At 72.9% G+C, this 22,960-nt stretch carries 23 protein-coding genes; 15 read left to right on the top strand and 8 right to left on the bottom strand.

Annotated elements, in window-relative coordinates:
* Positions 1–23: 23 nt before the first annotated feature.
* A complete protein-coding gene (locus OHA84_RS10950) occupies positions 24–758 on the top strand; it encodes a class I SAM-dependent methyltransferase (RefSeq protein WP_266971982.1) in 735 nt (244 codons plus the stop codon).
* A gap of 82 nt (positions 759–840) precedes the next feature.
* Here OHA84_RS10950 and OHA84_RS10945 read toward each other — a convergent pair whose 3' ends face one another.
* Complete coding sequence (locus OHA84_RS10945) at positions 841–1,833, bottom strand: acyl-CoA dehydrogenase family protein (protein WP_266971984.1); 993 nt, start codon at positions 1,831–1,833, stop codon at positions 841–843.
* On the bottom strand, positions 1,833–2,978 hold the full coding sequence (locus tag OHA84_RS10940; RefSeq protein ID WP_053680059.1) for an acyl-CoA dehydrogenase family protein: 1,146 nt from the start codon (positions 2,976–2,978) through the stop codon (positions 1,833–1,835). The genes OHA84_RS10945 and OHA84_RS10940 overlap by 1 nt, the downstream gene beginning before the upstream one ends.
* A 260-nt stretch (positions 2,979–3,238) precedes the next feature.
* Between OHA84_RS10940 and OHA84_RS10935 the strand changes: the two genes are divergently transcribed.
* The 5 genes from OHA84_RS10935 (at position 3,239) to OHA84_RS10915 (ending at position 8,032) form a co-directional block, all read left to right on the top strand.
* Positions 3,239–4,024: an SDR family oxidoreductase gene (locus OHA84_RS10935; protein WP_266971987.1), complete on the top strand. Its 786-nt coding sequence runs from the start codon at positions 3,239–3,241 to the stop codon at positions 4,022–4,024.
* Between the two features lie 15 nt (positions 4,025–4,039).
* Positions 4,040–4,654 carry a TetR/AcrR family transcriptional regulator gene (locus OHA84_RS10930; RefSeq protein WP_266971989.1) on the top strand — a complete coding sequence of 205 codons (615 nt, stop codon included), beginning with the start codon at positions 4,040–4,042 and terminating at the stop codon, positions 4,652–4,654.
* Positions 4,655–4,673: 19 nt separating this feature from the next.
* Complete coding sequence (locus tag OHA84_RS10925; protein ID WP_266946989.1) at positions 4,674–5,831, top strand: acetyl-CoA C-acetyltransferase; 1,158 nt, start codon at positions 4,674–4,676, stop codon at positions 5,829–5,831.
* A 223-nt stretch (positions 5,832–6,054) separates the two neighbouring features.
* Positions 6,055–6,261, top strand: coding sequence for a cold-shock protein (locus OHA84_RS10920; protein ID WP_030707191.1), 207 nt, complete (start codon positions 6,055–6,057; stop codon positions 6,259–6,261).
* Between the two features lie 103 nt (positions 6,262–6,364).
* On the top strand, positions 6,365–8,032 hold the full coding sequence (locus tag OHA84_RS10915; protein ID WP_266971991.1) for a DEAD/DEAH box helicase: 1,668 nt from the start codon (positions 6,365–6,367) through the stop codon (positions 8,030–8,032).
* A 185-nt stretch (positions 8,033–8,217) separates the two neighbouring features.
* Here the strand turns inward: OHA84_RS10915 and OHA84_RS10910 are convergent, their stop codons facing one another.
* The 5 genes from OHA84_RS10910 to OHA84_RS10890 are packed head-to-tail and all read right to left on the bottom strand — an operon-like array spanning position 8,218 to position 12,662.
* Entirely contained in the window at positions 8,218–9,177 is a 960-nt protein-coding gene (locus OHA84_RS10910; protein ID WP_266971993.1) for a tyrosine-protein phosphatase, read from the bottom strand.
* A gap of 31 nt (positions 9,178–9,208) precedes the next feature.
* Positions 9,209–10,294 carry a nitronate monooxygenase family protein gene (locus tag OHA84_RS10905; protein ID WP_053680071.1) on the bottom strand — a complete coding sequence of 362 codons (1,086 nt, stop codon included), beginning with the start codon at positions 10,292–10,294 and terminating at the stop codon, positions 9,209–9,211.
* Positions 10,295–10,297: 3 nt separating this feature from the next.
* A complete protein-coding gene (locus OHA84_RS10900; protein ID WP_266971994.1) occupies positions 10,298–11,053 on the bottom strand; it encodes a CoA-transferase subunit beta in 756 nt (251 codons plus the stop codon).
* The gene (locus OHA84_RS10895) at positions 11,050–11,916 is read right to left on the bottom strand and encodes a CoA transferase subunit A (RefSeq protein WP_053680072.1); all 867 of its coding nucleotides are present in this window, start codon (positions 11,914–11,916) and stop codon (positions 11,050–11,052) included. The genes OHA84_RS10900 and OHA84_RS10895 overlap by 4 nt, the downstream gene beginning before the upstream one ends.
* On the bottom strand, positions 11,913–12,662 hold the full coding sequence (locus tag OHA84_RS10890; RefSeq protein WP_053680074.1) for an enoyl-CoA hydratase family protein: 750 nt from the start codon (positions 12,660–12,662) through the stop codon (positions 11,913–11,915). Before OHA84_RS10890 ends, OHA84_RS10895 begins: the two co-directional genes overlap by 4 nt.
* A 56-nt stretch (positions 12,663–12,718) precedes the next feature.
* Between OHA84_RS10890 and OHA84_RS10885 the strand changes: the two genes are divergently transcribed.
* The 4 genes from OHA84_RS10885 to OHA84_RS10870 all read left to right on the top strand — a co-directional run bounded on the left by OHA84_RS10885 (position 12,719) and on the right by OHA84_RS10870 (position 15,718).
* Entirely contained in the window at positions 12,719–13,483 is a 765-nt protein-coding gene (locus OHA84_RS10885; RefSeq protein WP_266971995.1) for an SDR family oxidoreductase, read from the top strand.
* Position 13,484: 1 nt separating this feature from the next.
* Positions 13,485–14,393, top strand: coding sequence for an SDR family oxidoreductase (locus OHA84_RS10880; RefSeq protein ID WP_266971996.1), 909 nt, complete (start codon positions 13,485–13,487; stop codon positions 14,391–14,393).
* Between the two features lie 166 nt (positions 14,394–14,559).
* Positions 14,560–15,408, top strand: coding sequence for a helix-turn-helix transcriptional regulator (locus tag OHA84_RS10875; protein WP_266971997.1), 849 nt, complete (start codon positions 14,560–14,562; stop codon positions 15,406–15,408).
* On the top strand, positions 15,368–15,718 hold the full coding sequence (locus OHA84_RS10870) for a DUF397 domain-containing protein (protein WP_266971998.1): 351 nt from the start codon (positions 15,368–15,370) through the stop codon (positions 15,716–15,718). The genes OHA84_RS10875 and OHA84_RS10870 overlap by 41 nt, the downstream gene beginning before the upstream one ends.
* A 246-nt stretch (positions 15,719–15,964) precedes the next feature.
* Here OHA84_RS10870 and OHA84_RS10865 read toward each other — a convergent pair whose 3' ends face one another.
* Entirely contained in the window at positions 15,965–16,852 is an 888-nt protein-coding gene (locus OHA84_RS10865) for a hypothetical protein (RefSeq protein ID WP_266971999.1), read from the bottom strand.
* Between the two features lie 86 nt (positions 16,853–16,938).
* Between OHA84_RS10865 and OHA84_RS10860 the strand changes: the two genes are divergently transcribed.
* The 5 genes from OHA84_RS10860 (at position 16,939) to pepN (ending at position 22,916) form a co-directional block, all read left to right on the top strand.
* On the top strand, positions 16,939–17,757 hold the full coding sequence (locus OHA84_RS10860; RefSeq protein ID WP_371591352.1) for a serine protease: 819 nt from the start codon (positions 16,939–16,941) through the stop codon (positions 17,755–17,757).
* 244 nt (positions 17,758–18,001) lie between these two features.
* Positions 18,002–18,655, top strand: coding sequence for a response regulator transcription factor (locus tag OHA84_RS10855; RefSeq protein ID WP_053680089.1), 654 nt, complete (start codon positions 18,002–18,004; stop codon positions 18,653–18,655).
* A gap of 109 nt (positions 18,656–18,764) precedes the next feature.
* Positions 18,765–19,934 (top strand): sensor histidine kinase, encoded by a 1,170-nt coding sequence (locus tag OHA84_RS10850; RefSeq protein WP_266946963.1) that lies wholly within the window; start codon positions 18,765–18,767, stop codon positions 19,932–19,934.
* A gap of 114 nt (positions 19,935–20,048) precedes the next feature.
* Positions 20,049–20,369: a chorismate mutase gene (locus tag OHA84_RS10845; RefSeq protein ID WP_266946961.1), complete on the top strand. Its 321-nt coding sequence runs from the start codon at positions 20,049–20,051 to the stop codon at positions 20,367–20,369.
* Between the two features lie 33 nt (positions 20,370–20,402).
* A complete protein-coding gene (gene pepN, locus OHA84_RS10840; protein ID WP_266972000.1) occupies positions 20,403–22,916 on the top strand; it encodes an aminopeptidase N in 2,514 nt (837 codons plus the stop codon).
* Positions 22,917–22,960 lie beyond the last annotated feature (44 nt).

Here is a 22,960-nt window from a genome sequence, read left to right as displayed (position 1 = left end):
GCGGCGGCGCGAAGAATGGGCCCATGACGACCCCCTCCCGCGCCCGCTCCTTCGACGCCGCCGCCGCGCTGTACGCCGCGCACCGGCCCGCCTACCCCGACGCGCTCCTCGACGCCCTGGAGGAGCTGAGCGGGCGCCCGCTCGCCGGCTCCCGGGTCGCCGACGTGGGGGCCGGGACCGGCATCGCGACGGCCCTGCTCCACGCGCGCGGGGCGCACGTCCTCGCCGTCGAACCCGGCGACGGGATGGCCGCCGAACTGCGCCGCGCGCACCCCGGGATACCGCTGGTGCGCGGGGACGGCGACCGGCTGCCGCTGGCCGGCGACGCCTTCGACCTGCTCACCTACGCGCAGGCCTGGCACTGGACCGACCCCGCCCGCTCCGTCCCCGAGGCCCGCCGCGTGCTGCGGCCCGGCGGCGCGCTCGCGATCTGGTGGAACGACATGGACGAGTCGGTGCCGTGGGTCGCCGAACAGGCCGCGCGGATCCGGGCCCTCTTCGGCGCCGACGGCGTGTCCTTCCGCACGCTGCCCGCCGGCCTCGACTCCGGTTTCCGCACCCGCACCGTGCCCTGGTCCCGCCGGATCACCCTCGACGAGCACCTCGCCAACCTCGCCAGCCACTCGGCGTTCCTGCTCCTCGGCGAGGCCGGCACCCGGGAGTTCACGGACCGGGAGCGGTCGGTGCTGGGCGCCCTCTTCCCGGACGGCACGGTGGAGGAGCCGTACGTGGTCAGCCTCCACGTGAGCGTCCTGTGACGGGTGCGGTGACGGTCGCGCCCCACGAACGCGACCGCGATCACGCCCGGGACCGCGACCGCGGCGGGGACCGCGGCCACCGCTACCGCCCGGCGGCCCCGAGCACCGCCGCCCGGCACGCCGACGGCGTCCCCCACGCGTCCCGCAGCGGGCGCGCCTTGCGCAGCCACAGCGACAGGTCCAACTCCTCGGTGTAGCCGACCGCCCCGTGGAGTTGGAGCGCCGTCATCGCCGCCGCGTACGAGGCCTCGCCCGCCGCGAGCTTCGCCGCCGCGACCTCGCCCGGATCGAGGGACAGCCCGGCCGCCCACACCAGCGGCCGGGCGAACTCCAGGCCCAGCAGGGTGTCCGCCAGCCGGTGCTTGACCGCCTGGAACCCGCCGATCCGCGTGCCGAACTGCGTGCGCTGCTTCGCGTACTCCACCGTCCGCGTCAACAGGGTCTCCCCGACGCCCAGGCACTGCGCCGCCGTCAGCAGCCGCGCCCACCCCAGGGCGCTGCGCGCCGCCGCCGTCACCGAGGGCCCGCGGGCCAGCAGCTCACCGCCCCCGGCCGGGGGGCGCAGCAGTCTGCGCGTCGGGTCGGTCGAGCGCAGGACCGGCGGTCCGCCGTCCGGGTCCGCCAGCCGCAATTCACCGGCCCGCGACACCGTGAAGCAGTACGTGGCCGCGTCCGCGTCCAGGGCGTACGGGGCCGCGTCCGGCAGGGTCAGCGAGGCCGAGGCGCCGCCCGAGAGAAGCCCCGGGAGGAAACGCTTCGCCGGCCCCTCGTCGTCCAGACCCGCCAGCAGCACCGAGGCCGCGACCGTCTCCACCACCGGACCCGGCACCCCGGCCCGCCCCAACTCCACGAACCCGAGGGCCGCTTCCAGCGGCAGCGGCCCGAGCCCGTCGTGTTCCTCGCCGGCGGCGAGCGCGAACAGGCCGGTGTCGGCGAGGCGGGACCACAGGGCCCGCCCCGGCGCGTGGTCGCCCGCGCCCCAGGCCCGTACGGCCGCCGGGACCTCGGACGCGTCGAGCAGCCGGCGCAGCGTCCGCACGAACTCGCGCTGTTCGTCGGTCGGCAGGAAGCGCATCAGCGGCGGCCCTTCGGGAGGCCGAGCAGCCGCTCGGCGATGATGTCGCGCTGGATCTCGTTCGTCCCGGCGTAGATCGGGCCGGCCAGGGAGAAGAGCCACGGTTCGGCCCACTCGCCGTCCGCCAGCTCCGCGTCCGCACCCAGCAGGTCGAGCGCCGTCTCGTGCAGGGCGATGTCGTACCGGGACCAGAACACCTTGTTCAGGCTGGACTCGGCGCCGATCGTCTCGCCCGCCGCGAACCGCGAGGCGTTCCCCCAGGTGAACAGCTCGTACGCGCGCGCCCCGACCAGCGCGTCCGCGACCCGGTCCGACAGCGCGGTGTCGGCGGGATCCCCGACCTCCCGCCACAGCCCGAGCAGCCGGTCCGCCGCCGCCAGGAACCGGCCGGGGGAGCGCAGGGTCAGCCCCCGCTCGTTGCCGGTCGTGGACATCGCGATCCGCCAGCCCTGCCCCGGCTCCCCGATGACGTCCTCGTCCGGGACGAACACCCGGTCCAGGAAGAGTTCCGCGAACGCCGGTTTGCCGTCCAGGCGGCCGATCGGCCGCACCGTCACCCCCGGCGCACGCAAGTCGAACATCAGGTACGTCAGCCCCTGGTGCGGCTTCGGGGCCTGCGGGTCGCTCCGGAAGATGCCGAACGCCCGGTCCGCGAACGCCGCCCGCGAGGACCAGGTCTTCTGCCCGGACAGCAGCCAACCCCCCTCCGTGCGGACCGCCCTCGACGTCAGGGAGGCCAGGTCGGAGCCCGACTCCGGCTCCGACCAGGCCTGCGCCCAGATCACCTCGCCGCTCGCCATGGACGGCAGCACCCGCGCCCGCTGTTCGGCCGTCGCGTGGTCGAACAGGGTGGGGGCCAGCAGGTTGATGCCGTTCTGGGAGACCCGGCCGGGCGCGCCCGCCGCCCAGTACTCCTCCTCGAACACCAGCCACCGCTCGATGTCCACGCCCCGGCCGCCGTACTCCTCCGGCCAGGACACCACCGCCCAACGGTCGGCGTGCAGCCGGGCCTCCCACTCCCGGTGCGCCGCGAAACCCTCGGCCGTCTCCAGCGAGGGGAGGGGGGCGGCCGGGACGTGCCCGGCCAGCCAGGCCCGGGCCTCCTCGCGGAAGGCCTCCACCCGCGGCGTGTGGGTGAGGTCCATCAGCCGGTCGCCCCCTTCGCGGTGGCGCCCTTCGGGGTCGCGTGGAGCACCGGCGGTCCGTCGGTCTCGGGGGTGCGGGCAGCGGACATCGACACATCCTTCCCTAACAAGTGTTTGGTAGGTTAACGTACGGGCGGGAGCGGCGTCGAGGAGAGCGGCGCCGGCTCTTCTCCGCACCGACACCGGCCACGCGGCCCGGCCGGAATCCAGCGCGACACCATCGCCGAGCGGCTCCTCGGCCTTCCCCAGGAGGTACGGGCGTGAACGCACCCGAGTACGTCACCGGGCACGGGCTGCTCGCCGGCCGAACCGCCGTGATCACCGCCGCTGCCGGGGCCGGCATCGGCGGCGCGACCGCCCGCCGCTTCCTGGAGGAGGGCGCCCGCGTCCTGATCGGCGACGCCCACACCCGCCGCCTCAAGGAGACCGAAGGCGCGCTGGCCGCCGAGTTCGGGGCGGACCGGATCGACTCCCTGCCGTGCGACGTCACCGACGAGGACCAGGTCCGGACCCTGTTCGCACACGCCGAACAGACCCACGGCGCCCTCGACATCGTCGTCAACAACGCCGGACTCGGCGGCACCGCCGCCCTGGTCGACATGACCGACGACCAGTGGGGCCGGGTCCTCGACGTCACCCTCAACGGCACGTTCCGCTGCACCCGGGCCGCCCTGCGCTCCTTCAAGGCCGCGGGCACCGGCGGCGGGGTCGTCGTCAACAACGCCTCCGTCGTCGGCTGGCGCGCCCAGACCGGTCAGGCCCACTACGCCGCCGCCAAGGCCGGGGTGATGGCGCTCACCCGCTGCGCCGCCCTGGAGGCCGCCGAGTTCGGCGTACGGATCAACGCGGTCGCCCCCAGCCTCGCCATGCACCCGCACCTGGTGAAGGTCACGAGCGAGGAACTCCTCGCCGAACTCACCGCCCGCGAGGCCTTCGGCCGGTACGCCGAACCCTGGGAGGTCGCCAACGTCATCGTGTTCCTGGCCAGCGACTACTCGTCGTACATGACCGGCGAGACGGTGTCGGTCAGCAGCCAGCACGCGTAGGTCGAGAATGGGCGCGTGCCGACGAACAAGAAGAAGCCACAGGTGACCGCGTCCCCCGAGCGCAGACGGGAGCTCCTCGACACCGCCGCCGAGGTCTTCGCCGCGCAGGGCTACAACGCCACCACCGTGCGCAAGATCGCCGATGCCGCCGGGATGCTCGCCGGCAGCCTCTACTACCACTTCGATTCCAAGGAATCGATGCTCGACGAGATCCTCTCCGCCTTCCTGAACGAGCTGTGGGTGGGGTACGACACCGTCCTCGCCGCCGGTCTCGGCCCCAGGGAGACCATCGAGGCCCTCGTCACCGAGTCCTTCCGGGAGATCGACCGGCACCGCGCCGCCGTCGCGATCTACCAGAAGGAATCCCGCCACCTGTCCGCGCAACCCCGCTTCCACTACCTCTCCGACTCGCAGCAGAAGTTCGAGAAGGCCTGGCTGGGGACGCTGGAGCGCGGGGTGGCCGCCAAGGCCTTCCGGGCCGACCTGGACATCCGCCTCACCTACCGCTTCGTGCGCGACACGGTGTGGGTCGCGGCCTCCTGGTACCGGCCGGGCGGACAGCACAGCCCCGACGAGATCGCCCGTCAGTACCTGTCGATGGTGCTGGACGGGATCGCCCTGCGCGACTGACCGAACCAGAGGAGTCCCGATGCCCGAGGCCTACATCGTCGACGCCGTACGCACCCCCGTGGGGCGACGCAAGGGAGGCCTGGCCGGCGTGCACCCCGCCGACCTCGGCGCCCACGTCCTGCGGGCCCTGATGGAACGCTCCGGCGTGGACCCCGCCGCCGTCGAGGACGTGGTCTTCGGCTGCCTCGACACCGTCGGGCCGCAGGCCGGCGACATCGCGCGGACCGCCTGGCTCGCCGCCGGCCTCCCCGAGGAGGTCCCCGGGGTGACGGTGGACCGCCAGTGCGGCTCCTCCCAGCAGGCCGTCCACTTCGCGGCGCAGGGCGTGCTGTCCGGCACCCAGGACCTGGTCGTCGCCGGCGGCACCCAGAACATGTCGATGATCCCGATCGCCTTCGCCTCGCGGCAGGCCGCCGAGCCGCTGGGCCTCACCGAAGGCCCGTACGCGGGATCGCAGGGCTGGCGCGCCCGGTACGGCGACGCGCCCGTCAACCAGTTCCACGGGGCGCAGCTGATCGCCGAGAAGTGGGGGATCTCGCGCCTCGACATGGAGGAGTTCGCGTTGCGCTCGCACCGGCGGGCCCTGCGCGCGATCGACGAGGGACGCTTCGAACGGGAGATCGTGCCGTACGGGGACGTCCGCGTGGACGAGGGCCCGCGCCGGGACACCACCCTGGAGAAGATGGCCGGCCTGCGGCCCGTGGTCGAGGGCGGCACCATCACGGCGGCCGTCTCCTCCCAGGTCTCCGACGGCGCCGCGGCGATGCTGATCGCCTCCGAGCGGGCGGTCGCCGAACACGGCCTGCGCCCCCGGGCCCGTATCCACCACCTGTCCGTACGGGGCGAGGACCCGATCCGGATGCTGTCCGCCCCGATCCCGGCGACGGCGCACGCCCTGAAGAAGACGGGCCTCTCGCTCGACGAGATCGACCTCGTGGAGATCAACGAGGCCTTCGCCCCCGTCGTGCTGGCCTGGCTGAAGGAGACCGGCGCGGACCCGGAGCGGGTCAACGTCAACGGCGGCGCCATCGCGCTCGGCCACCCCCTGGGCGCGACCGGCGTCAAGCTCATGACGACCCTGCTGCACGAGCTGGAGCGCACCGGGGGCCGCTACGGCCTCCAGACGATGTGCGAGGGCGGCGGACAGGCCAACGTGACGATCATCGAGCGGCTCTGAGGCCCCCGGGGAACCGGACCCCTCCGGGGCGCTCGGGCGCTCCGGAGCCAGGTCACAGACCCGCGGGGGCGCGGGTGCGCCGGCGTGTGCTAGCTTAGAGCTCGTTGCAGTTGTGGTACCCATGAACTTTATGTGCGCCTGACGGGAATGCTCCGACAGGCGCTTTAATTGTTTTTACCGGGATCTCCGGATGGGGCCCTTGCCGCCTATTCAGGAGATTCAAATGGCACTTGGCACCGTGAAGTGGTTCAACTCGGAAAAGGGCTTCGGCTTCATCGAGCAGGACGGTGGCGGCCCGGACGTCTTCGCCCACTACTCGAACATCGCCACCCAGGGCTTCCGTGAGCTCCAGGAGGGCCAGCGCGTGTCCTTCGACGTCACCCAGGGCCAGAAGGGCCCCCAGGCGGAGAACATCCTCCCCGCCAACTGACGTAATCAGCACGCCGGGGTCCGCACCGTGAAGGTGCGGGCCCCGGCTTGTCTGCTGTTTCGACTGTTTGTTTTACCTGCCGGTTTCAGGAGGGCTTTCTCGCATGACCAGCTCCAGCTCCGCACGACCCAGCCGCCGCCCCACCCGGGGTCGAGGTGCGGCTCAGGGACGTCCGAAGGCTGGCGCGGGACGGCAGAAGTCCGCCCCCGTGGCCAGGCCCCAAGAATTCACCATGCCCGAACCGCTGACCCCGGCCCTGCCGCCGGTCGCCGCGTTCGAGGACATGGGCATGCCCGAGGCGCTGCTGAAGACCCTCGCCGCCCTGGGCGTCACCGACCCGTTCCCGATCCAGGCCGCCACGCTGCCGAACTCGCTCGCCGGCCGTGACCTGCTCGGCCGCGGCCGTACCGGCTCCGGCAAGACCCTCGCCTTCGGCCTGGCGCTGCTGGCCCGCACCGCCGGCCGCCGCGCGCAGCCGAAGCAGCCGCTCGCGCTGGTCCTCGTACCGACCCGCGAGCTCGCGCAGCAGGTCACCGACGCTCTGGCCCCGTACGCCACGGCCGTCAACCTGCGCATCGCGACCGTCGTCGGCGGCATGTCGATCAACCGCCAGTCCGGTGCGCTGCGCCGCGGCTCCGAGGTGCTCGTCGCCACCCCCGGCCGGCTGAAGGACCTCATCGACCGCGGTGACGCCGACCTCTCGCAGGTCTCCATCACGGTCCTCGACGAGGCCGACCAGATGACCGACATGGGCTTCATGCCGCAGGTCACCGCGCTGCTCAAGCAGGTCGAGGCCGACGGCCAGACCATGCTGTTCTCCGCGACGCTCGACAAGAACATCGACAAGCTCGTCAAGATGTTCCTGCACGACCCGGTCGCCTTCTCCGTCGACCCGTCCGCCGGCGCGGTCAGCACGATGGAGCACCACGTCCTGTACGTCATGGACGAGACCGACAAGAAGGCCGTGGCCACGCGCATAGCCGCACGCGACGGCCGGGTGATCATGTTCGTCGACACCAAGCGCGGGGTCGACCGCATGGTCAAGAAGCTCCTCGCGGACGGCGTCCGCGCCTCCGGTCTGCACGGCGGCCGCTCGCAGCCGCAGCGCAACCGGACCCTCGACTGGTTCAAGACGGGCGAGGTCACCGCGCTGGTCGCCACCAACGTGGCCGCCCGCGGCATCCACATCGACGACCTCGACCTCGTCGTCAACGTGGACCCGCCCACCGACCACAAGGACTACCTGCACCGCGGTGGCCGCACCGCCCGCGCCGGCGAGTCCGGCAGCGTCGTCACCCTGGTCCTGCCCGACCAGAAGCGCGACATGACCCGGCTGATGTCGGACGCCGGGATCTCCCCGCGCACCGCGCAGATCAAGTCCTCCGACGCGGAGCTGTCCCGCCTGACCGGCGCCAAGGAGCCCTCGGGCGTCCCCGTGGTGCTGGACGTGCCGCAGCCCACCCCGCCGAAGCCGCGCAGCGCCGGCCGCTCCGGCGGCGGCTCCACCGCCGGCGGCGCGCGTCGTCGTTCCGGTGGCGGCCAGGGCGGCGCCGCGGCCTCGACCACGGCGGGCGGCGGCGACCGTTCGCGTCGGGCCCGTTCCGCCGGCGGCCAGGGTGGCGCCGGCCAGTCCGGCGCACGCGGCCAGGGCGCCCCGGCGGGCTCCCGCGGTCAGGGCGGCGGCCAGGGCGGTGCCCGCACCGGCGGTGCTCCCGCCGCGCGTCGTCGCTCCGGCGGCGGCCGTCCGGCGGCCGGGCGCGCGGGTTCCTGACCCTTCGCGAGTCCGACCCCCGCGAGCCCGACCGCTCGCGACACGAACACACCGGTACGCCGGGCGGCGCGGAACACGCGCCGCCCGGCGTTTCGCCGTTCCGGGCCCCGGGCCCCGGGCCCCGGGCCCCGGGCCCCGGGCCCCGGGCCCCGGGCCCCGGGCCCCGGGTGCCTTCGCCGACGGGCCTAGCGGACCATCCTGGCCTGGAGCTTGGCGAGGGTCCGCAGGTCCAGGCCGAGGCCGTCAGTGAGGTAGCCGTAGAAGCCGCCGTAGTCCGCCTCCATGCGGGCGGTCGCGGCGGCGAGGTAGTCCGACCGGACCTCCTGGAGCGGGATCAGCAGGTCCGGGTTCTGCATCCGGCCCGACTGCTTGAGGCCGGCCCGCACCTGGGCGTCGTACGCCGCGCGGAAGGTGTTCGAGGCGAGGTAGTCCCGCTCGGCGGTGTCCTCGGGCACGGCGAGGGCGCGCAGCAGGACGTAACTCATCCAGCCCGTGCGGTCCTTGCCCGAGGTGCAGTGGTACAGCAGCGGGCCCTGCCCGCCGTCGGCGATCTCCCGCAGCGTGGTCGCGAACTGCGCCCGGTTCTCGGGGCTCGTCACGAACGTGCGGTAGATGTCGCGCATGTAGGCCTCGGCGCGACCGCCGCCGAGCATCTGCTCCTGCGTGGCGGGGTCCCCGCTGGCGATGGCGCCGACCAGGGTCGCGTACAGGCCCAGGTCGCTGACGGGGCGGGCGGTGGGGAGGAGGCCGGCGGGCAGCTTGTCGGCGCCGTCGTACTGGACCTCCATCGGGATGCGGAAGTCGACGACCTTGCGCAGGCCGAGCCCGGAGACGGTGGTGAGGTCGGCGGCGGTCAACTTGCCGAGCGCGTCGGAACGGTAGACCAGTCCCTGACGGACCTGCCCACCGGTCCAGGTGCGGTACCCGCCCAGGTCACGGACGTTGACCGCGCCCTGGAGGGGGATCTGACGGATCGTCTCCGCCGACGGGCGGTGCCGCTCGGCGGAAGCGGCGGCTGCGGCGGAAGCGGCGGTACCGGGGGCTGCGCCGGGCGACGGCGCGGCGTACGCGGCGGCGGGCAGGGTTCCGGCTGCGAGGGCGGCGGCGAGCACCGCGGTCGCCAGGCGGATTCGGGCACGGCTCATCTGGGGCGACTCCTGTAACGGAGAAGGGGGATCACCCTGCGGGTGGCAGGACGCCGAGCGAGTGCGGGGGGTTGAGGTCGTGCAGTCGGTCCAGCACGGTGTGGGCCTCGGCCATGACCCGGGCGACGAGTTCCGCACACGACGGAAGGTCCTCGATCACGCCCGCGACCTGGCCCGATGCCATGACGCCGAGGTCCGTACGGCCCTCGACCATGGACGCCTTGAGGAGCATGGGGGTGTTCGCGGCGAGCAGGACCTGGCTCCAGGACAGGTCCTTGCCGTGTTTCATCGCCAGGCCGTCGCGCACCATCCGCGACCAGGACATCCCCGACAGCTTCCGGAAGCCGGCCGCGTGCCGCACCGCCTTGGCGAGGGCCCGCGCGCGGCCCGCCCGCTCCAGGGAGGCGACCAGCTCGCTGCGGAGCATCCGGTGCGGCAGCCCGTCGACGGCGGTGGTGACGGTGACGTCCTTGACCGTGGCCTTCAGGTACTCGGCCTTGACGGCGTCCGGGACGGTGGAGTCCGAGGTCAACAGGAAGCGGGTGCCCATGGCGATGCCCGCCGCCCCGTACGACAGCGCGGCGACCAGCCCGCGACCGTCGTGGAACCCGCCCGCCGCGATCACCGGGATGTCCACCGCGTCCACCACCTGCGGCAGCAGCACCGTCGTGGCCACGTCCCCGGTGTGCCCGCCGCCCTCGCCGCCCTGCACGATCACCGCGTCGGCGCCCCAGGCGGCGACCTTCTCGGCGTGCCGCCGGGCCCCGATCGAGGGGACGACGACCACGCCCGCGTCCTTGAGCCGGGCGATCAGCTCCTTCGACGGGGCGAGGGCGAACGACGCGACCCGGACCCCCTCGTCGACGATCAGCCGCACCCGCTCGGCCGCGTCCCCGGCGTCCGCGCGCAGATTGACCCCGAACGGGGCGTCCGTACGGGACTTCACCTCGTGGATCGCCGCACGCAACTGCCCGGTCGTCATCGTCGCCGAGGCCAGGATCCCCAGCGCCCCCGCGTTCGCCGCCGCCGACACCAGTCGGGGTCCGGCCACCCAGCCCATGCCCGTCTGCACGATCGGATGGCGGACCCCGACCAGCCTGGTGAATGCCGTCTCCATCCGTCAGGCCCGCACTTCCCGGTCGCGCAGCCCCTCGGGGTCGACGACCTCGCGGATCAGCCGCAGTTCCTCCGGCGTCGGCTCCCGGGTGTACGGGACCTCGTCGGCGATCGTCAGCTCGAAACCGGTGGCCTCCCGGACCTGCTCGACGCTCACGCCCGGATGCACGGACACCAGGCGCATGGCGTGGCCGGGGCCGGTGAAGTCGAAGACCCCGAGATCGCTGACCACGCGCGGCAGGCGGTGGAAGCGGGTCGCCCCGGCCGCCTCCGCGCGGTCGTAGCCGACGCCGCAGACCATGTCGACCCGCTCCACGAACACCCGGCGGGAATGCTTGGGGATCCAGTAACTCACCGGATTGTTGAGGGTGTTGACGGGCGCGCCGCGCACCCCCAGGAGCTGGCGGGTCGGCTGCTCCCAGTCCCCGATACAGGAGATGTTCTGGTTGCCGTACCGGTCGATCTGGCTCGCGCCCATCATCACGTGCCGCCGGCCGCCGGTGACCATCGTGAGGTGACGGCGGTACGGCAGCCAGCCCTCGGGCGTCCCGTCGAGCCCGACCAGCGTGGCCTCGCCGTCGGTCAACAGCAGGTCGGGGGAGAAGGTCCGCTTCGCGAGACGGGCCCCGAAGGACGGGATCAGCCCCATCGGTGAGGCGAGCACCTCGCCGTCGCCCCGCCAGGCCTCGGCGCAGGCGATCACGCAGTACTCGGCGCGACTGACGCCCGCGGTGGCCGCCGGCTCCGGCTCTGTGCTCACTGCTGCTCCTCGTGCCAGGTCCGCACGGCGGACTGGTAGTCGTGCTCGCTCGCGCCGGACAGGAACCGGGCGGCGAACTCGGGCCAGGGGGTGCTCGCGTACAGCTTCTGGAAGGGCTCGTCGCGGTCGTGGTCGGGCACGCAGGAGGTGAAGTGCGCGCCGTTCGGGGTCTCCACCACCCCGGTGACGGAATGCCGGCTGACCAGCAGGGACTGCGGCGGACCGGCCTTGGACAGCTCGGCGGTTTCGACGAGCCGCTCGCAGGAGACGTACGCGGCGTCCGCGGCCTCGCAGAACAGGTCGTCGAAGTACGGGTCGGGGCCCAGGTACTGGGCGTTGCCGAGGCGGTCGGCGCGGTTGAGGTGCACGAGCGCGGCGTCCATGCGCAGCGCGGGGACGGCGACGAACTCCTCGCCGTCCTCGTAGGGGGAGGTGACGGTCCGCAGGTTCGGGTTGACCCGCATGAGGTCGGAGCCGAGGCCGGCGCGGACGGGCAGGAAGGGCAGCCGGTTGGCGGCGGCGTGCAGTCCCCACATGAACATGGCCTCGTCGAGCTCGGCGAGGGCGAAGGCGCCGCGTTCTCGGGCGGCCCGGTAGTGCGGCTCCAGCGGGATCGAGTCGAGGGTCACGAAGGGGGTGACGAGCCGGCGGATCCGGCCCGCGGCGGCCAGCAGGCCGACGTCGGGGCCGCCGTACGAGACCACGGTGAGATCGGTGATCTCGGATCGGAGCAGTGCCCGCACCAGGGCCATGGGCTTGCGCCGCGAGCCCCAGCCGCCGATGCCGACGGTCATGCCGCTGCGCAGCCGGCCGACCACTTCCTCAGGGGACATCACCTTGTCCGACGCCGAAGTGCCGCTCATGCCTCGTCCGCCTTTCCGAAGGTGTCGCGGACCCGGTCGGCCACCCCGCTGAGATTGGCCTCGAAGGTGAAGCCCTGCTCGAAGCGGTAGCTGCGTCGCACGTCCACGGGGTCGATGCCGTTGATGGCGGACTTGGCCAGCCGGATCAGCAGGCCGTCCTTGCGGGCGATCTCGGCGGCGAGTTCCAGTGCCGCCGCCCGCAGCCCGGCGGGCGGGACCACCTTCCACACCGAACCGTGCGCGTGCAGTTCGGCGGCGCTCACGGTCCGCGAGGTGTAGTACAAGGTGCGCATCAGGTGTTGGGGGACGAGGCGGGCCAGGTGCGTGGCCGCGCCGAGCGCGCCCCGGTCCAGTTCCGGCAGCCCGAAGACGGCGTCGTCGGAGGCGACGATCGCGTCGGCGTTGCCGACCAGGCCGATCCCGCCGCCCAGGCAGAAGCCGTTCACGGCGGCGACGACGGGGACCTCGCAGTCGTACACGGCGGCGAACGCCTCGTAGCAGCCCCGGTTGGCGCCGATGAGGGCGTCGTGGCCGGTGTCGCGCTGCATCTCCTTGATGTCCACGCCCGCGTTGAAGCCCCGGCCCTCGGCGGCGAGTACGACGCACCGGACGTCGGGGTCGCGGCCGGCGGCGCGCAGTGCGTCGGCCAGCTCGTACCAGCCGTGTACGGGCAGTGCGTTGACGGGCGGGAAGTCGACTGTGACGAGTGCGATGCCCTTGTCGGGGCCGGAGGTGGAGACACCCATGAGCGGATCAGCTACCTTTCCACCAAACATTTGTTAGGTGAGGAAGGTAGCAGCCGATGGAGCTCAACGGGAGGGTCGTCGTCGTCACCGGCGGAACCCGGGGCGTCGGCGCCGGCATCGCGCGATCGTTCCTCGCGGCCGGCGCGGAGGTCCTCGTCTGCGCCCGCCGCCCACCGGACGAACCGGTGGCCGCGGCGGGCCGCACGGCCGCCTTCACGCCGCTCGACCTGCGCGACCCGGCCGCCGTGACGGAGTTCTTCGCGGCGGCGGCGCACCGATACGGGCGGCTCGACTGCCTGGTGAACAACGCGGGCGGCACCCCGTACCGGCTGCTGGGGGAGGGCGACGCCGAACGGCACGCACGGGTCGTCGAACTGAACCTGGTGGCCCCCCTGACCGCCTCACTCGCTGCGTACCCGTGGCTGCGGGACTCGCACGGCTCGGTCGTGATGATCGGCAGCGTCAGCGGCACCCGCCCCTCACCCGGCACGGCCGCCTACGGCGCGGCCAAGGCGGGACTGGAGAACCTGGCCCGGTCGATGGCCGTGGAGTGGGCGCCCGAGGTACGGGTCAACTCGCTGGTCCTCGGCATGGTGCGCACCGAACTGTCGCACCTGCACTACGGGGACGAGGCCGGGATCGCCGCGGTCGGCGCGACCGTGCCGCTGGGGCGACTGGCCGACCCGGGCGACGTGGGCGAGGCGGCGGTGTTCCTCGCCGGAGACCGGGCCGGATACGTGAGCGGCGCGAGCCTGCTCGTGCACGGAGGCGGCGAACGCCCGGCCTTCCTGGACGCGGCGACTGTCAACAAGGAGAACTGACATGGGACTTGCCGAAGGACGTGTGGTCATCGTGACGGGCGCGGGTCGAGGGCTGGGCCGCGCCCACGCGCTGGCCTTCGCGGCGGAAGGGGCGAAGGTCGTCGTCAACGACCTGGGGGTCGGCCTCGACGGGCTGCCCGGCCCGGACGGTCCGGCGGCGCGGGTCGTCGAGGAGATCCGCGCGCTGGGCGGGGAGGCGCTGGCGCACGGCGGGGACATCGCCACCGCGCGCGGCGCGGCCTCGCTGGTCGCGGACGCCGTCGCCGGCTTCGGGCGGCTGGACACCCTCGTCAACAACGCCGGTTTCCTGCGGGACCGGATGCTGGTCAACCTGGACGAGGACGACTGGGACGCGGTGATGCGCGTGCACCTGAAGGGGCACTTCCTGCCCCTCAAGCACGCCGCCGCGCACTGGCGGGCGCAGGCGAAGGCGGGCCGGCCCGTCGCGGCGCGGGTGGTCAACACCTCCTCGGGCGCGGGACTGCTCGGATCGGTGGGGCAGGGCAACTACAGCGCGGCCAAGGCCGGGATCCTCGGCCTGACGCTGGTCGCGGCGGAGGAGATGGGCCGGTACGGGGTCCAGGTCAACGCCGTCGCCCCGGCGGCCCGCACCCGGATGACGGAGGAGACCTTCGCGCGGACCATGGCGGCGCCGGCGGCCGGGGAGTTCGACGCGATGGCCCCGGAGAACGTGTCGCCGCTGGTGGTGTGGCTGGGCTCGGACGCCTCGGCCGGGGTGAGCGGCCGGGTCTTCGAGGCCGAGGGCGGCCGGATCACGGTGATGGAGGGCTGGCGGCCGGGCCCGACGGCGGAGCGCGGCGAGCGCTGGACCCCGGCGGAGGCGGGGGAGGCGGCGACGAAGCTCCTGGCGGCGGCGGAGGCACCGCAGCCGGTGTACGGGGCGCGGTAGTTCGGGGCGGCGAGCGCGTCCCCTCCCTCAGCTTCCCTCGGCTTCCCTCGAAGGGAGGGGAGTCGAGGGATTCGGGCCACCTCCGTGCGCAGGCCTGGTTACGCTCGGCCACGGACTGGACCCGACCGAACGCCGCACGGCGCCGCGAGCATGGGGGTGACCGCCCGTGGTCAACATCCGCAACCTCGATCCCAGCGCATCGCCGCTGGACTACTACGGCTCCGAACTGCGCCGCCTGAGGGAGGACGCCGGGCTGAAACAGGCGCAGCTCGGCGACATCATCTTCTGCGCGGGCTCCCTTGTCGGACAGATCGAGACGGCGCGGAAGGTACCGACCCGCGAGTTCTCGGACCGGGTGGACGCGGCGCTGGTGACGGGCGGGGTGTTCTCCCGGCTGGTGGGGCTGGTGCTGAGGAGCCAGTTGCCGACGTGGTTCCAGGCGTACGCCGACATGGAGGCCAAGGCGGCGTACATCTCCACGTACCAGTCGCAGTTGGTGTACGGGCTCCTCCAGACCGAGGAGTACGCGCGGGCGGTGCTCGGAGTCGAGAACCCCGACAAGCTCGACACGACCGTGGCTGCCCGCATGGATCGGCAACGCATCCTGGCTCGCGACCATCCGCCCGTGCTGTGGGTGGTGCTCGACGAGGCCGCCCTCTTCCGGGAGATCGGAGGCCATGAGGTCATGCGGAGGCAACTCGCCTATCTGCTCGGACTGCAGGGCCGGCCGTGGCTGGAGATTCAGATCCTGCCGTTCAAGGCCGGCCAGCACGCGGGAATGATGGGCTCGTTCAACCTCCTACGCTTCGATGACGACCCGGACATCCACTACAGCGAGAGCTACGACTCCGGCCATATGACCGCCAATCCGCAAGTGATCAAAGAGCGTTCGGTCGGATACGCTCGGCTGCAAGCCGAGGCCCTCTCTCCCCGGGCGTCGGCCGCGCTGATCGCTCGCGTAATGGAGGAACGTTATGGGAACCATCCAGAACCTGACGGGCGCGCGGTGGCGTAAGTCGTCGTACAGCGGCTCCAGCGGCGGCGACTGCGTCGAGTGCGCCCCCCTCGGCACCACCGTCTGGCGCAAGGCCTCGTCCAGCGGAGGCACCGGCGGCGACTGCGTCGAGTGCGCTCCCCTCGGCGCCGCCGCCTGGCACAAGGCCTCGTACAGCGGTAACGGTGGCGGCGATTGCGTAGAGGTCGCCTCCCAGCCCTGCATGGTCGCCGTGCGGGACTCCAAGAACCCCGACGGCCCCGTCTTCACCGTCGGCCGCGCCGCCTTCGCCGCCTTCGCCGCCTTCGCCGCCTTCGTCGGGGCCCTGTAGGCGCACAGCCGTACGCGCGGGCCGGCTGGTCGGGAGGGTCCGCGCACAGAGAAAGAAGCTCCGGGCCCGGCCCCCTGGCGAGGGGTCGGATCCGGAGCTTCTCTCGTGCGATGGAGTATGACTACCCGCTACATCCACCCGCTGAACCGCAGTCGGCCCATGATGTTGTCCCAACCTGTTCCGAGACCGCCGGCGCGGGGTTCCGGACCGGAGTCGGGAGCGTCGGCGCCGGGTGAGGGAGTCGGTTCAGGTGTCGCACTCCAGGACCGTGTGGCACAGCCCGCAGCGGGCCCGGACGGGCCCGCCGACCGGCAGCCGAAGCCACTGCCGGCAGACCGGGCACGGGAAGCTCACCCGTTGCCCGTCCGCGTGCCGCTCGAAGCGGTACGAGGCGCCCGGCGCGGCGGATCCGGTCCGGCGGTCGCGCGCGTAACGCAGGCGTTCCGGCCAGGAGGCGGCCGCCAGCGGGGCGCGGCGGTGGTCCCGGGCCGCGAGGGCGCGACCGCGCGCGTACGCCTCGTACGCCCGGGGGCTGGTGAACCGGGTGGAGAGGTCCTCGCCGATCAGCTCGCCGCGCTTGGCGAGGACGTAGCCGAACTCCTCCGGGGTGAGGTAGCCGAGCTTCTGGTGCGTCAACTCGTCCTCGCGGTAGGCGTCGAGGAGCAGCCAGCCGGCGCCCAGGTAGGCGGCGGTGGTGTCGGTGAGGATCTCGTTGTCCTCGGTGGTGGGAAACCGCAGGTCCAGGCGGTGCAGCAGGACGTGGGCGACCTCGTGGGCGAGCGCCGCCGCGAGGTCCCGGCGGTGGGTGCGGAAGCGCTCGTTGACCTCGATGAAGTACTCGGGGCCCGGGCCGAGTTCCACGGTGGCCGCCTCCGTCATCGCCCGGTAGCCGATCACCAGCCGGGCGTCGGGCAGCCGCAGCGCGCGCACCATCGCGCGGGCCACGCGCTGCGCCCCTAGGTGGGGGTCGTCGTCGGGGGAGAAGGCCGCGTCGGCGGCGGGGAGGCCGGCGTCGTAGGCGCGGATCCCGTCGTACGACAGGCGACGGAAGAGGGCCGTCAGAGCGCGGTGAACCGTGTCCAAGTGCGGAAAACCGTGCTCGATCGGGCTGCCGCGCCCGTGGTTCTGCGTCATGCGGGCCCCCGCGCCGAAAGTTGTCCGAAAACGCGTTCTTGATGCCGGCCATACGGGGGATGTGTCATGGACTTGTCATTCACCCGATGACGCGCACGGCCCAACCCCCCACGAAAGGCAGTGTGTCGACTGTGTCCACCCTTGCCACGACCCTCAAGCGCGCCCTCGCCGTCGGCGCCGTCGCCCTGGCCGCCGTCAGCCTCCAGCCCGGCTCCGCCACCGCCTCCCAGGCGCCCGTCGTCGGCGGAACCCGCGCCGCCCAGGGTGAGTTCCCGTTCATGGTCCGCCTCTCCATGGGCTGCGGCGGCGCCCTGTACACCCAGCAGATCGTCCTCACCGCCGCCCACTGCGTGAACGGCTCCGGCAACAACACCTCCATCACCGCCACCGCCGGCGTCGTCGACCTCAACAGCTCCAGTGCCGTCAAGGTCAAGTCCACCAAGGTGCTCCAGGCCCCCGGCTACAACGGCAAGGGCAAGGACTGGGCACTCATCAAACTCGCCAAGCCCATCAACCTGCCCACCCTCAAGATCGCCGAGACCAAGACCTACGACAACGGCACCTTCACCGTCGCCGGCTGGGGCGCCACCCGCGAGGGCGGCGGCCAGCAGCGCTACCTCATGAAGGCCACCGTCCCCTTCGTCTCCGACGCCTCCTGCCAGAACGCCTACGGCAGCGACCTCGTCCCCGGCGAGGAGATCTGCGCCGGCCTGCCCCAGGGCGGCGTCGACACCTGTCAGGGCGACTCCGGCGGCCCCATGTTCCGCCGCGACGCCGCCAACGCCTGGATCCAGGTCGGCATCGTCAGCTGGGGCGAGGGCTGCGCCCGCCCGAACTACCCCGGCGTCTACTCCGAGGTCTCCACCTTCGCCACGGCCATCAAGAACGCCGCGGCGACCCTCTGACCCACCCTCGTCCTTCCGGCCGAACCGAGCTGCGGGGAAACGGCCGGAAGGACGAGGCGCCCCACCCCACGCGCACGTAACGTCGAACGAACCATCGCGGGACCGGCACACCGCCGTGCCGGTCCCGCGGCACCCTCCCGACGGCCCGCCGAGCGGTTGCGGGACGCCACGCGCACCGGTCCCATGGAACGAATCCCTCCGGGACGACACCATCGGCAGCGGGCGACAGTGGGGCAGGCAACGCATGACGATCAGAGTGGTCATCGCGGACGACCAGGAAATGGTCAGGACCGGCTTCCGGATGATCCTCGAAAGCCAACCCGACATCGAGGTCGTCGCGGACGTCGTCGACGGCGAGGAGGCCCTCGCGGCCGTCGCCGCCCACCGACCCGACGTCCTGCTCCTCGACATCCGCATGCCCCGGCTCGACGGCCTCGAAGTCACCCGACGCCTCGCCGGCCAGGACACCCCACGCATCGTCATCGTCACCACCTTCGACCTCGACGAATACGTCCACGCGGCGCTCCGCGGCGGAGCGTCCGGCTTCCTCCTGAAGGACGCGAGCCCGGCCATGCTGGTTGAAGCGGTCCGCGCCGCCGCCGTCGGCGACTCCCTGGTCTCGCCCGCCATCACCGTGCGGCTGCTCCGCGAAATGGCCCACGCCCCGCCCGCCCGAGCCGCCCGCCGCCCCTCGGAACCCCTCACCGAACGCGAGGTCGACGTCGTGCGCTGCCTCGCCCGCGGCCAGACCAACGCCGAGATCGCCGGCGAACTCTTCGTCTCACTGTCCACCGTCAAGACCCACCTGGCCAACGTCCAGACCAAACTCGACGCCCGCAACCGCGTCGAGATCGCCGCGTGGGCCTGGGAAAGCGGCCTCGCCGCCGGCGCGGCGTGAGGCCTGCCGTCCGGCGCGGCGCGAGTCCCGGGGCGGGGTGCGGTGTGGGTCCCGAGGCGGGGCCCGGTGCGGGCCCCGGCCCCCGGCTCGACCGGCCGCGTCCGCCGCGATGAGTCCCCTCGCCTCCTGGACCCGCCGCCACCCCCGCGCCGCCCGGCTGCTCCGCGTCACCCTCTCGCTGCTCCTCCTCGGCCTCGTCACCTTCGAGGGCCTCGTCCTGGCCCGTCAGCCCAGCGCCCCGCACGCCGCCGTGTGGGTGTCCGGGATCCTCGTCTGCCTCAGCGCCGCGCCCTGGCCCCGCATCCCCCTGCTCGCCCGCGCCTGGTTCGCCGCCGCCACCACCTGGACCGTCACCCTCCTGCTGATCTTCGGCAACCATCCCCTCGTCGTCTGGGGCGCCGGCGAGGCCATCGCCCTGCTCGTCCTGCTCTCCCAGGTCCTGCTCCGCGCCCCCGCCCGCACCGCCGCCGTCCTCGGCCCCCTCCTCGGCCTCGGCTGCATGGCCGTCCCCGTACGCGACACCGACCCAGGCCGGTTCACCCTGCTCTTCTCCGTCCTCGCCGTCGTCGTCGGCGCGTACTCCCTGCTCCTGCGCCTCCAGTCCGTCCAACGCGTCCGCGAACTGCGAGCCGTCCGCACCGCCGAACGCCTGGAGCTCGCCCGCGAACTCCACGACCTCGTCGCCCACCACGTCACCGGCATCGTCGTCGAGGCCCGCGCCGCCCGCTTCACCGGAGTCACCGCCGACCGCGCCGCCGAGATCCTCGGCCGCATCGAGACCGCCGGCGACGAGGCCCTCGGCTCCATGCGCCGCCTCGTCAAGATCCTCCGCGAGGACGAGACCGGCGGCGGCGACACCTCCGCCGGAACCACCCCCGTCGCCGGCCTCGCGGACCTGCGCGCGCTCACCGAACGCTTCGCCGTCACCGGCCCGCCCGTCACCCTCCGCATCGAAGAAGGCCTGGAGGCCCGACTCCCCGCGGACGTGGCCGCCACCGCGCACCGCATCGTCCTCGAAGCCCTCACCAACATCGGCAAACACGCGGCGACGGCCACCGCCGTCCACATCGCCCTGCGCACCGTCCCCGCCGGCCTCGAAGTACGCGTCGAGGACGACGGCGGCCGGCCCGCCCGACTCTCCGAGAACGCCCGGGGCGGCGGCTACGGCCTCGCCGGAATGACCGAACGCGCCGAGGCCCTCGGCGGCTCCCTCACCGCCGGCCCCGCCCCGACGGGCGGCTGGCTCGTCACCGCCACCCTGCCCCTCCAGGCCCTGTAGGCCGGCCCTTTCGGGCCGTCCCGTGCCCGCCGGGCCCCGCCCCGACCCCGCCGGCCGTCTCACCGGTCGAGGTGGCGAGGAACCCGTCGCGTCCGCCACGTATTCTCGGGAACCATGAACCACAGCGACACCGACGAGGCCCACGAGAACGTCACCGCCGAACTGTCCCGCCTGCGCGACAGCATCGACAACATCGACGCGGCCGTGGTCCACATGCTCGCCGAGCGCTTCAAGTGCACCCAGCAGGTCGGCCACCTCAAGGCCCGCCACCAGCTGCCCCCCGCCGACCCCGGCCGCGAGGCCAGCCAGATCGCCCGCCTGCGCCAGCTCGCCGAGAACGCCAAACTCGATCCGGCCTTCGCGGAGAAACTCCTCAACTTCATCATCGCCGAGGTCATCCGCCACCACGAGACGATCGCAGCCGGCGAGGAGTAGGCCCCTGGGGGCCCGCCCGACCCATCGGGCAGCATGGGCCCCATGTCCGCATTGACGCGCAACGAAGCGCAGCTCCGAGCCCGGCTCCTCGACGTCCACCACTACGACGTCACCCTCGACCTCACCACCGGTGACGAGACCTTCACCTCCACCACCGTCATCCGGTTCACGGCCCGCGCCGCCGGTGACACCTTCGTCGAGCTGAAACCGGACGAACTGCGCTCCGTCGAACTCGACGGCCGGCCCGTCGACCCCGCCGGCCTCACCGACAACCGCCTCCCGCTCACCGGGCTCGCCCCGGGCCCCCACGAGCTGCGCGTCGACGCCCGCATGAACTACTCCCGCACCGGCGAGGGCCTGCACCGCTTCACCGACCCCGCGGACGGCGAGACGTACGTCTACTCCCAGATGTTCCTGGACGACGTCCAGCGGGTCTTCGCCGCCTTCGACCAACCCGACCTGAAGGCCGTCTTCGCCTTCACCGTCACCGCCCCCGCCCACTGGACCGTCCTCGCCAACGGCATCACCACCCGCGGCGCCGACCGGCCCGAGGACGGCGCCGGCACCTGGACCTCCGCCCCCACCCCCGCGATCTCCACCTACCTCGCCGCGATTGCCGGCGGACCCTGGCACACCGTCCGCACCGACCACGCCGGCCTGCCGTTCGCCCTCCACTGCCGGCAGTCCCTCGCACCCCACCTCGACGCCGACGCCGACGAGATCCTCTCCGTCACCACCGCCTGCTTCGACCGCTACCACGAGAAGTTCGCCGAGCCCTACCCGTTCGACTCCTACGACCAGGCGTTCGTCCCCGAGTTCAACGCCGGCGCCATGGAGAACCCCGGCCTGGTCACCTTCCGCGACGAGTTCATCTTCCGCTCGGCCGTCACCGACACCGAACGCCAGGGCCGCGCCATGGTCATCGCCCACGAGATGGCCCACATGTGGTTCGGCGACCTCGTCACCCTCCACTGGTTCGACGACATCTGGCTCAACGAGTCCTTCGCCGAGTACATGGGCTACCAGACCCTCGTCGAAGCCACCGGCTACACCCAGACCTGGACCGAGTTCGGCATGGAGCGCAAACCCTGGGGCTACGAAGCCGACCAACGCCCCTCCACCCACCCCGTCGCCCCCGCCCCCGAGGACGTCCCCGACACCGCCTCCGCCCTCCTCAACTTCGACGGCATCTCCTACGCCAAGGGCGCCTCGGCCCTGCGCCAACTCGTCGCCTGGCTCGGCGAGAAGGACTTCCTCGCCGGCATCAACACCCACTTCGCGCGCCACAAGTTCGCCAACGCCTCCCTCGCCGACTTCGTGGACTCCCTCGCCGCCCACACCGAACGCGACGTCCACACCTGGGCCGACACCTGGCTGCGCACCACCGGCGTCGACACCCTCACCCCGCGCGTCGAGGACGGCGACGCCGGCTGGACCCTCACCGTCGACCACCACGGCAGCCGCCCCCACCACATCACCGTCGGCCTCTACGACCGCGACCCCACCGGCGACCTGGAACTGCGCGAACACCTCGACCTGGACGTCCCCAGCACCGAAGTCGTCTCCGCGAGCGGCCGGCGACCCGACCTGATCCTCCTCAACGACCAGGACCTCGGCTACGTCAAGATCCGCTTCGACGCCGTCTCCGAGGAAACCGCCCTGCGCGGCCTGTCCCGCATCCCCGGCCCGCTCACCCGCGCCGTCGTCTGGAACTCCCTGCGCGACATGGTCCGCGACGGCGAACTGGAACCCGAGTCCTACCTGGAGACCGCGCACGCCCACCTCCCCGAGGAGAACGACCTCGCGATCGTCCAGGGCGTCCTCGGCTTCGCCCGCAACCGCGTCGCCGCCCACTACGTCGCCCCCGGCCGCCGCACCGCCGCCCTCAACACCCTCACCACCGTCGCCCGCGCCCTGATGCGCCGCACCGAGGACGGCTCCGACCCCGGCCTGCGCCTCGCCGCCGTCCGCGTCCACATCGACAGCGCCACCCAGCCCGACACCCTCGCCGGCTGGCTCGCCGACGGCACCGTCCCCGGCGGACCCGAACTCGACCCCGAACTGCGCTGGCGCATCCTCGCCCGACTCGCCGTCCTCGGCGCCGTCACCGAAGCCGACATCGACACCGCCCTCGCCGACGACCCCAGCGCCACCGGGGAAGAGGGCGCCGCCCGCTGCCGCGCCGCGCTCCCCACCCCCGAGGCCAAGGCCGCCGCCTGGCAACGCATGTTCCACGACGACACCCTGTCCAACTACCTCTTCAAGGCCACCGCCTCCGGCTTCTGGCAGCCCGAACAGGCCGAACTCGTACAGGACTACGTGCCGCGCTACTACCCCGAGGCCGTCGCCCTCGGCGCCCGCCGCGGACCCGCCATCGGCCAGGCCGTCGGCCGGTGGGCCTTCCCCTCGCACGCCGTCGACGAGGCCAACCTCCGCGCCGGCCGCGCCTGCCTGGACGACACCGACATCATCCCGCTGCTGCGCCGCCAACTCGTCGACCAGCTCGACGACCTCGCCCGCGCCCTGCGCATCCGCGGCAACGGCTGACCACCGGCCACCGGCCCGCACACGGGAACGCCCCCGGGCCGGTC

Source organism: Streptomyces sp. NBC_00513, from assembly GCF_041431415.1.
GTDB lineage: Bacteria > Actinomycetota > Actinomycetes > Streptomycetales > Streptomycetaceae > Streptomyces.
This window is presented reverse-complemented; position numbering and strand designations above follow the sequence as displayed.